This window comes from Dokdonella soli (genome assembly GCF_039523175.1).
Taxonomy (GTDB): Bacteria; Pseudomonadota; Gammaproteobacteria; order Xanthomonadales; family Rhodanobacteraceae; genus Dokdonella_A; species Dokdonella_A soli.
Genome location: NZ_BAAAEU010000018.1, coordinates 1 through 8447, shown reverse-complemented (window position 1 = coordinate 8447; position 8447 = coordinate 1). Strand labels below are relative to the sequence as shown.

The following is an 8447-nucleotide window of genomic DNA, read 5'->3' as shown; positions in this document are numbered from 1 at the left end:
GCCAACGCGGTTGCGGACTTAGCTTCGCTGCGACCTGGTGCACTTCGCCCGTTCCGATTGAGACCCCCGATGTGCGTTTCCGTCTACGCGCATCGGCGGACGATTCTACCTTAGCCGCTCGCTTGTGGGTTCGCGCGCAGGGATGCGCGCGCGGGAGCGCGCACGGACGCGACCGATCCAGAGCGAGCGGCTAAGAAGAGAGCGGCGCGCGGTTCGCGGTCGGCTTGAACCGCGCAGCGGTTAAGCCGCCGCGAGCAAGGCAGGATGCCGCGCAGACGCGCAGCGTGCAGGAGCTGGCACACGCGCGGCAGGAGCCGCGCACCTTGATGTGCGCAGGGATGCGCACAGCGGCCATTTTGCATAACGACGGGTTACGCAGTGCGCTTAAGCGCACGAACCGCGCAGCGGTGCGTAACGACGCGTTATGTAACATGGCCGCGAGCGAAGAAGCCGGCGCGCAGCGGCGGCGCCTGAGCTGGCAGGAAGATGGCGCACGCGCGCAGCGGGTGCGCACGATCGCGAGGCAGGAGCCGAGCGTGTTCGGTCGCGCGAGACGACGAACGAAGCCGGCCAGGGACGGCCGATGCAGCCGGCGCGGGACTTGCGGCGCCGGAGCGCGGAGCGAGTGAACCGAGCGCAGCGCGCAGGCGCATGCAAGGCCCGTGACGGCGGTGGGATGCGATCACGCGTCGCGATCATCCGCAGCGTCGGGATCTCGCGTCGCTCGCACGCTCGCGAGCCTCGCCCCCGGATGCGTCGCCGCATGCACGGCTTTCAACTTGTCGATCGCAACGTGCGTGTAGACCTCGGTGCTCTTCATCTGGCTGTGCCCGAGCAGCGCCTGCAGGAACCGGATGTCGGCGCCGTTGTTGAGCATGTGCGTCGCCATCGCGTGCCGGAACAGATGACACGAACCGACCACATCGAGGCCGGCCGCGCGCAGATACTTTTTCACCAGATCGCTCAGGCGATCCTTGTGGAACGGCTCGCCGTATTCGTGCAGGAACAGCACGCCGCGATCCGGCTCGATCACCAGCTCCGGCCGCAGCTCGTCGCGATAGCGCACGATCCAGTACGCGGCGCGTTCGCCGAGCGGCACATAGCGATCCTTGCCGCCCTTGCCTTCGCGCACCAGCACCGTGCCCTGGCGCACATCCACGTCGTGCAGGCGCAGGTTCGCCAGCTCCATGCGGCGGATGCCGGTCGCATAGAACGTCTCCAGGATCGCCCGATCACGCACACCCAGCGCACCCGTGCGCGCCGTCTGCGCGAACACGCGCTCGATGTCCTCGATCCCGAGCACATGACGCGGCAAGCGCTGCACCACCTTCGGCAGCTCCAGCTCCGAGGCCGGGTTCGACAGGATGAAGTTCTCGCGCGTCAGCCAGCGGAAGAACACCTTCACCGCGATCAGCCGATACTGCTGGGTCGCGAAGCTGAGCGGCTCGCCGTTCGCCTTGCGCCGATGGAACAGGTGCGCGCGGTAGCGCTCCAGGATCGGCCGCGTCACGTCCTGCGGCCGCTCGATGTCGCGTTCCCGGCACCAGCGCAGGAACCGACGCAGCTCGCGATCGCGCATCGCTGCGGTCTGCCCACTCAACCCCAACGCCGCCGTGCGTTCAATGAAGCGCACCAGATACGGGAACAGACCGTTCTGCTCGGCGAGATCCGCCGGACGGGCGCGCGGGGTCGGCGGCTTGCGGCGGTGCATGGCTTACGCACTCCGCGCCGCGACACCCGCACCGTTACGGTACGACGCCGATCGCGAGACGCGCCGGGGAACTGCGGTTTCTTCCAAAGCAGCAACTAAGGAAGAAGAAGCCGCGTCCGCGCTCGCGTTGAACGGGGTTTCGTTCGCTCGACCACCCGCCGACGACGCGCCGACCGCACCCCGACCGAGGGCCGACCGCTCGGCCTCCAACCCCGACCGCACGGCGTCATAGTCCTGCGCGTTATCGAGTGCAGCCACGTCGATCAGCCCGACCAGGTGCGGCGCGGTGCTCTCGATCGCGCCGTCGTACAACAACTCGTATTCGAACGACTGGCCACGGCCGCCGCGATGGATCAAGAGGTATTCGAGTTCGACCAGCCGCGCCAAGTGCACCTTGAGTTGCGTGTCGCCCCAATGCGTCGCCTCGCGCACGTCGCGCCGACTGAACCGCACATCGCCGCGGCTCATCCCGAGCATCGCGCAGCGGTCGGCCACGAACGCACCGACCGCGCCGAGCAGGCGCCGCGTCTGCGGCGGCAGCTCGTCGAGCGTGCGCCCGAGCACGTCGTGCGCAAGCCGATTCGCCAGCGCAATGTCCGCGGCCGTGACCTCGACATAGCGGATCATCCGCTCGCCGTGGGCCAGCGTGCGGATCGGCCGCTGATGCTGATGCAACAGCGCGATCGCGTCGATCAGGGTCAGGTACTTTTCGTGATCGCGCCGCGTGCGCGTGCGATCGTCGAGGAAGGTCAGCCGGTCCGCATACGGATTGACCACGGCGAGCGGTTCGAGCAGGCGCTGCGCGTTCTGGTGGCGCGTGACGAGTGCATCGCGTTCGGTGCGCGCGAGCAAGCCCGCCAACGTGCGCCGCTCGCGCTGCGCGTGATGGATCGCCTGCGTCTGCTGCCGCCCTTCATCGACACTGAGCACGAGGCAGCGATTCAACAGTTCTTCGTCGATCTCGGCCGCGGTCGTCGTCAGCACGATCATCACCGGCCCTTCGACGTGGTATTCCTCGGTGACCAGCTTGCCGGTCGTTGCATCCTTCGAGGTCGATGCGATCGTGAGTTCGCCTTCGCTCTGCAACAGCTTCAACGCGTAACTTGCGCGACTCGCACCTTCTTCCTCCGCGATCGCCAACACCTTGTGCTTGAGGTCGGTTTCGCCGAGATAGAACAACGATTGCCCGGTCATCGCCGAGTAGCGCACGCACTCCGACGCCGGCACGAAGCGCAGGATCGCATCCATCAGCGCCGACTTGCCGGCCGCGCTGGTCGATTGGATCAGCAGCGCGAGCGGCCGATCGAGCAAGCGCGACACCCCGGCCAGAACCCCCATCAACACATTCGTGGCCTCGCCGACGATCCCGCAGCGCCCGACATCGGCGACGATCCGCTCGATCAGGTCGGGCGCGCGCAACAGCTCCAGCGCGGCCGCATGGTCGGCCTCGCTCAACGCCACCCGCGTTGGCGCTTGCGCCTGCTGCGCGGCGATCCGCTGTGCCTCCTGCGCCGCTTCCAGCGCGAGCAACAGCTTGCCCAGATCGGCCTGGATCACCGCTTCGCCAACGCCGAGTTCGGCCGCGGCCGGCTTGACGAACGCACTGCGCGCCTTCGCCTGATACAAGTCCAACGTATCGACGTGCACCGCTTCACCGACGCCGTCGAAGCTCGGGCGCGAGACCAAGAGGTTGATTTTCAGCTGCTCGAACGAGGTGTTCTTGTCGAGTCCGCGCACCCGATAACGCCGGTCGCCGAACGTGACGATGCGCTCGTGTTCGCTGCCGACCGCTTTTTCTTCCGCGATCGGCGCAGGACGCGGCGCATCGGGGATCACGGCAGCAGGCAACGCCGCGATCGGTTCAACCGCAGCGGCTAAAGAAGGAACGGCGGCAGACACGGCGCTCATTGCCGGCGAGGTCGGCGCGGGTGCATCCATCGACAACACGGGCAACGCAAGGGCCGGCTCGCCCGCGCACGTCGTGAGCATCGGCGGTACGCCGTTGCCGAGCCACACCGCCGAGCGGATCACGACGCCCAGGCTCTTGCTCGCCGGACCGACCTTCAATGCATACTCGTTCGCGTCCATGCCCTTCGGGAACTGCACGCGATAACACGCGAAGCCATCGGCCATGAGGGATGTCGCCAGCTTCTCCGCTGCGCTGTCGCCGGCCGCGTCGCGGTCGTAGGCGATCAGCACGCGCTCGATGCCGTGCCGTTTGAACGCGGCCAAGTGATCGGCCGTGAAGCCTTCGACGCCGTAGCTCGCCGTCACGTTGCGATAGCCCGCGCACCAGAACGTCAGCGCGTCGATCAGGCTTTCGCACAGGATCACTTCGGGACTCGCCGACAACGCCGCTTCGTTCCACACGCCGCGATGCGGACCGGGCAAGTACAAGTGCAGCGGCGTGCCCTCGCGCAAACGCTCGCCGATCTTGCGGCCGTAGACTTCCGTGATCGCGCCATCCGGCGCGATGACCGGGATCACCAGCGAGCCGGTGAAGTGCTCGTGACCGGACGGCCGCAGCAGACCGAGCGTCTGCAACTGCCCGCGCAGCACCGCACCCTCGACCCGATTCTTCGCCGGCAATCGATAGCCGAGCGTGCGGTTCGCATAGCCCAACTTGAACGTGCGGATCGCTTCGTCCGAACCGATCCCGCGCGTCGCGAGATAGGCGAGCGCGTCGGGACTGTCGCGCAAGGTCTGCTGGTAGTAGTCGATCACCTGGCCGAGTACGCGCTGCTCATCGGCGGTGTGTTCGATCGGCGTCGCCAGCTTCGTCACCGTCGAGTGCTTCACCGGCGCCGCCGCCGACACGGCCGCAACCGGCACATAGTCGTTGCGCAGCAACTCGACCGCATGCCGGAAGCTCACGCCTTCCGACCGCATCACCCAATCGATCACCGAACCACCGGCCTGGCACGCACCGAGGCAATGCCACAGATTCGTTTTCGGCGACACCACCAGCGAGGGCGTCTTGTCGTCGTGGAACGGACAGCGCCCGATCACATCCTGCCCGTGCGCCTTCAACGCGATGCCGGCCGACGCGATCAGCCGCACCAGCGACACCTCAGCCTTCAAGCGTTCGATCTCGACATCGGGGATGCGGGCCATCGGTGTTCCTCGCAAAAACCTGTCAAGGGGGTTTGGCAACAAATAACTCGCCCGCATAATACTACTTTAGGTAGTATACGCAACAACACCACGCAATGCCGAGGTAGCGTATGGAACAGCACAGTCCAACAGCGGTACCCGTCGTGGCGCTCAGCAAACAAGAGAAGGCATTCTTCGCGCAGCTCGGCTCGCGCATCGCGCAGCTACGCAAGGAGCAAGGCATCACCCAAGTTCAGCTCGCCGAAGTGCTCGACGTTTCGCAGCAGACGATTACGGCCTACGAGGTCGGTCGACGGCGCATCCAAGTGTCTTCGCTGCCGCTGATTGCCAAGACCCTCGGCGTCGCGGTCGAAGACCTGGTCGGCCCCGATCCCAAGCCGGCCGCCAAACGCGGGCCAGCGCCCAAGCTACAACAGCAGATGGATCGCATCGCCAAGCTGCCTAAGACGCAGCAGCGCTTCGTCATGCAGGTGCTCGATTCGATGCTCGCCCAAGCAAGCCGCTAAAGGAGGACGCTCATGCAACGCAATCGATGGCGGTCGCTGGCAATGGCCTGCCGGTTCTTGCTGGCCTTGGCCCGGTATCAGATGCAGCGCTGGCGCGAGACCGTCAGCTACAAGATGCGCTGCGTGCTCGCGTTCGTTTGCACGCTGCTCGCCCTGTTACCCAGCTACGTGTTCGGCCAGTTGCCCAAGGGCTGGCTCGACCTGCTGCTCGATCATCTCTATACCCCGCAGGGCGCTTTCATCGTGATCGTGCTGCTGTACCTCGCCGCGCTCAACTTCACCTTCGGTCTCGTGAGCTACAAAGTCGCGCGCACGCTGTAGCGCAACCATGCCGCGCCTTCAGGCCTCGTTCTTCGACCCGGGCGACGGATGCACCTACGCGCTCACGCTGAGCGTCGACGATGCGCAACGGATTCTCGACCTCGCCGATCAGCCTGTGCTGACGGTCACGCTCTTGCCCAGCATCGATGGACAAGCTCACCGCAGCGACGCACAACTTGTAGTGACGCATCGCTCTGGCAGCGGCGGCACCCCCTCGATCTACACCGACTATCGTGTCGCCTGCGCACAACTCAGCGACGCGCTCGATGCGCGAGATTTTCTCGACGATAGCGATACCTGATGGCGTGATCGCGACCAGGGGAAGAGTCAACAAAAAACCCCGCCGAAGCGGGGCTGGGGAATGCTTTGCTGCTACATCAATCGAACGTGCGTTGGGGTTCGCGGGCTCGCCCCAACCTATCGGGCTTTCAGGCCGTGGTCGCCGAGACTCTTAATCGTCCGTCGCTCTGCGGCCGCGTGCGATGTGAATGGCAAATTCAAACGGATAATTCCTCCGTCCCCTTTTCCCGCTGTCGCTCTGCGGCCGCGTGCGATGTGAATGGCAAATTCAAACGGATAATTCCTCCGTCCCCTTTTCCGATTTTGCCAAAGGCCAACGCGGCAAGTTCCATCGCGCCGGCGCCAAGCTCCACCTGCCGGTGTATCTGGACGATCCCGTGCAATCGCGCCTGACCGCGCTCGCCGATGCCAAAGGCGTCGATCTGTCCGCCCTGGTCAACGACCTGCTGCGCAAAGATATCGAACTCATCGAGATCACTCGGCGATAAACACAACCCGGCAGCTGGAGCGCGCTGCCCAAGGCCAAGCAACGCGTCATCGCCGAAGTGCTCGACTCGATGCTCGCTCAGGTGAGTCGGTAAAGCACAGCGCCCGCGCTGGGCGGCGTTGAGACTTTCGGCTATTGGTGAGGGCAGCTATCCATGCCCTGGGGAGGCTTCCATTTAGAAAGATCATTCTTAACTTCAAAGCAAATATGCCAGCAACCACCTCCGACCTCTCTCCCTTGACCACTGGCAATACAAGATACCAAGCAATCATCCGCTATATCGCAACGTTCTCTCAGTTTCTCGATGAGACATGACTCTCGCGAGGTCAAACTAACCCCTTCCGCAGGCAAAGCTTTGCAGTGATTAAACTGCTGATTTAGAAAATCTAATTTAGGAGACAATTGCGCGACACGCTCGCCCGTTTCTGCGCCACATGCCTGCATCAAAATACTAAGAAGTAAAGCCGCGGCCGTTGCTCTTAGGTAGATTTTCATTACTTAAAATCACTCCTGGCGCAACTGATACATTTCTTCGTCTCTCTTCTTGTATTGTTTTCCTCAGCCCCATCGTCATCGCTGTGCGTTCCCGCAATCTCATGATTTATATGCAGCGCCTCATGAAGCAAAGTTGACGAGAGACAACCGCATCCTTCAGGTCGGCCGGTCGAAATATAAGACCCACTGAGACTCATATTTGTCGTACTCAGGTGTGGTGCCGTCAAGCCGCACGCAAAACTCAGATTGCAATCTATCGTCGCCGTAGTCAAATACCACTCAAGAATTTTCCTGGCTTGTTCGCAGGGCATGCAATGTCCGCTACTGCAACTGCCTCCCCCTCCGCTGCCTCCCGAACTTCCGCAAGCATTCTTCAGAAGCTCCGCGCCCATATCTATTAGCGCCACGGCAATCTGTATGCGCTTAGTAGCGCTACATGTCGGACCAAAGGACAGCATTCCAGATGGGTCTATTTTTCCTAGCGGCTGCGAACTCGCATAGCCATAGGTAGAGATTCCGCCGTCGAGTCCAAGAGGATCGCTTTCGGTGTAGCGCCCCGTCGCCGACTCGTAATCCCGTTTGTAGTTGTAATGCAGCCCCGTCTCCGCGTCAAAGTACTGGCCGGGAAAGCGCAGATTCAGCGTCAGCGATCCGGTCGGTGCATTCGTCCCAAACGTACTCGCCAGCGGATCCCAGCTCCACACTGTCGCATTGGTCGCCGGGTTGAACGCGAGCCGCGGCGTGCCGAGCTGATCGGTCTCGATGGCGTAGAGAGAGCCGCCGGCAACGACAGCGATCGGCACATTGTCGAGGTAGACGTACTCGTCCTGCACCGCGCCGGTCTTTGCATAGTCACCGAGCAGGCGGCCGCCTTCGTCGTAGCCGAACAGCAGGTTGGTGGTCGTGCGGAAGAGAGCGCCGTCGGTGAGATCGCTCCGCGTCTTGTTCACGCGCTGGCCGCGGCCGTCGTACGTATAGGTGACCACGGTCGACAAAGTGGGAGTCGGGTGGCATCCGGTGTCCGGATCGCAAGGCGGTGGGTTCGTTTGCGACAGCGTGCCGCCACTGAGACGATTGCGGTTGTCGTAGGTGAATGAGGGGAAGGCCCCGGTGTTCGGCGCCGTCAGATTGCCGTTCGGATCAACGCTGCGTGCCGTGCCGCCGACGCTCGCGAGCTGGTGCGTACCAGCCGTGTAGGTGTAGGCCTGTGCGGTTCCTCCATTCAGGCTCGCACTCAGCCGATCGCCGGTCTTGTCGTAACTGTAGTTCTCCAGGGGCGCCGGGGGTGTCGCGCCGGTTTGCGCCGTGGTCAAGCGATACAACGGATCGTAGGCATAGCGGCGGTCCGGCGTGGCTGGATTGAGGCTGGCGCTGGCACGGGTGATATCGCCCATCACGTCGACCCCCAGCCCGAGCATCAGGCCACCGCTGATCGAACTCGCGATCGAGGAGATCGCATAGTCCTGGTCGTAGGTCTTGGTCAGCGTGCGAGTGTTGCCGAACGTCAGCGTGT

The 8447-nt window shown here is 63.6% G+C and carries 8 protein-coding genes; 4 read left to right on the top strand and 4 right to left on the bottom strand.

The features are described from left to right. Nucleotides 1–682: 682 nt before the first annotated feature. Nucleotides 683–1711, bottom strand: a complete 1029-nt coding sequence (gene xerC / locus ABD002_RS12860) for a site-specific tyrosine recombinase XerC (RefSeq protein ID WP_343791713.1) — start codon at nt 1709–1711, stop codon at nt 683–685. A 3-nt stretch (nt 1712–1714) separates the two neighbouring features. After that, nucleotides 1715–4825 carry a CHC2 zinc finger domain-containing protein gene (locus tag ABD002_RS12855; RefSeq protein ID WP_343791711.1) on the bottom strand — a complete coding sequence of 1037 codons (3111 nt, stop codon included), beginning with the start codon at nt 4823–4825 and terminating at the stop codon, nt 1715–1717. A 143-nt stretch (nt 4826–4968) separates the two neighbouring features. Here ABD002_RS12855 and ABD002_RS12850 point away from each other — a divergent pair, with 143 nt between their 5' ends. The 4 genes from ABD002_RS12850 to ABD002_RS12835 all read left to right on the top strand — a co-directional run bounded on the left by ABD002_RS12850 (nt 4969) and on the right by ABD002_RS12835 (nt 6440). After that, complete coding sequence (locus tag ABD002_RS12850; RefSeq protein WP_343791709.1) at nt 4969–5331, top strand: helix-turn-helix transcriptional regulator; 363 nt, start codon at nt 4969–4971, stop codon at nt 5329–5331. Between the two features lie 12 nt (nt 5332–5343). Further along, nucleotides 5344–5652, top strand: coding sequence for a hypothetical protein (locus tag ABD002_RS12845; protein WP_343791707.1), 309 nt, complete (start codon nt 5344–5346; stop codon nt 5650–5652). A gap of 7 nt (nt 5653–5659) precedes the next feature. Beyond that, nucleotides 5660–5953: a hypothetical protein gene (locus ABD002_RS12840; RefSeq protein ID WP_343791705.1), complete on the top strand. Its 294-nt coding sequence runs from the start codon at nt 5660–5662 to the stop codon at nt 5951–5953. Nucleotides 5954–6200: 247 nt separating this feature from the next. After that, entirely contained in the window at nt 6201–6440 is a 240-nt protein-coding gene (locus tag ABD002_RS12835) for a hypothetical protein (protein WP_343791703.1), read from the top strand. A 131-nt stretch (nt 6441–6571) separates the two neighbouring features. On the opposite strand, the gene ABD002_RS12830 is transcribed toward ABD002_RS12835, so the two are convergent. Then, a complete protein-coding gene (locus tag ABD002_RS12830; protein WP_343791701.1) occupies nt 6572–6934 on the bottom strand; it encodes a hypothetical protein in 363 nt (120 codons plus the stop codon). Then, on the bottom strand, nt 6934–8447 hold a 1514-nt coding region (locus tag ABD002_RS12825), incomplete at its 5' end, for an RHS repeat-associated core domain-containing protein (RefSeq protein ID WP_343791699.1). The genes ABD002_RS12830 and ABD002_RS12825, both read right to left, overlap by 1 nt.